Source organism: Acinetobacter vivianii, from assembly GCF_014635885.1.
Lineage (GTDB): Bacteria > Pseudomonadota > Gammaproteobacteria > Pseudomonadales > Moraxellaceae > Acinetobacter > Acinetobacter vivianii.
Genome location: NZ_BMDR01000021.1, coordinates 1 through 1232 on the forward strand (window position 1 = coordinate 1; position 1232 = coordinate 1232).

The following is a 1232-nucleotide window of genomic DNA, read 5'->3' on the forward strand; positions in this document are numbered from 1 at the left end:
CAAGACTATGACGTCCGTCCATTTATCATGCAATCCAATGAAAGCGACTATGACTTTCTGACTCGTCTGATGCGCAGTGAAGGGATTAACTGGCTGGTTGATGAATCAAAGCTAAAAGTCGGTAGTGCCAGCGAACAGATTCAGGCCCAGAAACTCCGTTTAATTGATGACAATAGCCAGTACCAAGCTTTAGACCGTCGCCACATTCGCTACCACCGCAGTAGTGCCACCGAACAATACGACAGCATGACCAGTTTAGTGGGGCAACGCTCATTACAACCAAGTGCGGTGCATGTACAACGCTGGCAAGCCGATGCACTGGAACAGGAAGAAGGTGCAGGCAGTGTACAGAGCACCCACAAACATAGTGAACAACACGACAATGCCAGTCTTGGTTTAGAACAGGCATGGCACTTCTCACCAGCTTGGATGCAAGACCTCAATGGTGAAGATGGGGCGACCCAGTCAGGCAATGCACAGATCGAAAAATTGAATCAGAATCTCGGTCAATATTACGACCTGCAATCCAAACAGTTTATTGCCAAAAGCACCGTCCGAGATACCCATGTGGGTTACTGGTTTGAACTGGCAGAACACCCTGAGATTGACCAGCACAGTGGCGCAGACAAAGAATTCCTGATCACAGGCAAACAGTTCTATAACCAGAACAACTTACCCAAAGATCTGCAGCAGCAGATTAATCAGCTACTGGCACAAAGTCATTGGCAGCTCACCCAACAAAGCAACACAGAAGAACGCCAAGCCAATCAACTCACACTACAACGCCGCAACATCAAAACGGTTCCTGAATACAATCCATTACAACACCGACCAACAGCATCTCCACAACGTGCCAAAGTGGTTGGCCCAAGTGGCGAAGAAATCCATGTCGATGAATGGGGACGGATTAAAGTCCGCTTCCTGTTTACCCGTAATGAAGATCACAGTCATGATGGCGGTGCAGGTGCCAATGACAACGACACCGATTCAGCGTGGGTGGATGTGCTAACACCTTGGGCAGGCGAAGGCTATGGTGCACGCTTCCTGCCACGTATCAATGAAATCGTGGTGATCGACTTCTTTGATGGCAACATTGACCGTCCATTTGTGGTGGGCCGTATTCACGAAGCACAACGCAGCCCGACCAAATTCGACAATGCAGGCAAGCTGCCTGACACCAAGAAACTGGCAGGGATCAAGTCCAAAGAATACCAAGGCGAAGGCTTTAACCA

At 49.1% G+C, this 1232-nt stretch carries 1 protein-coding gene; it reads left to right on the forward strand.

Annotation, left to right across the window (positions count from 1 at the left end):
- Positions 1–1232 (forward strand): type VI secretion system Vgr family protein (locus tag IEV36_RS18700; protein ID WP_188393567.1); only part of this gene is annotated, 1232 nt, incomplete at both ends.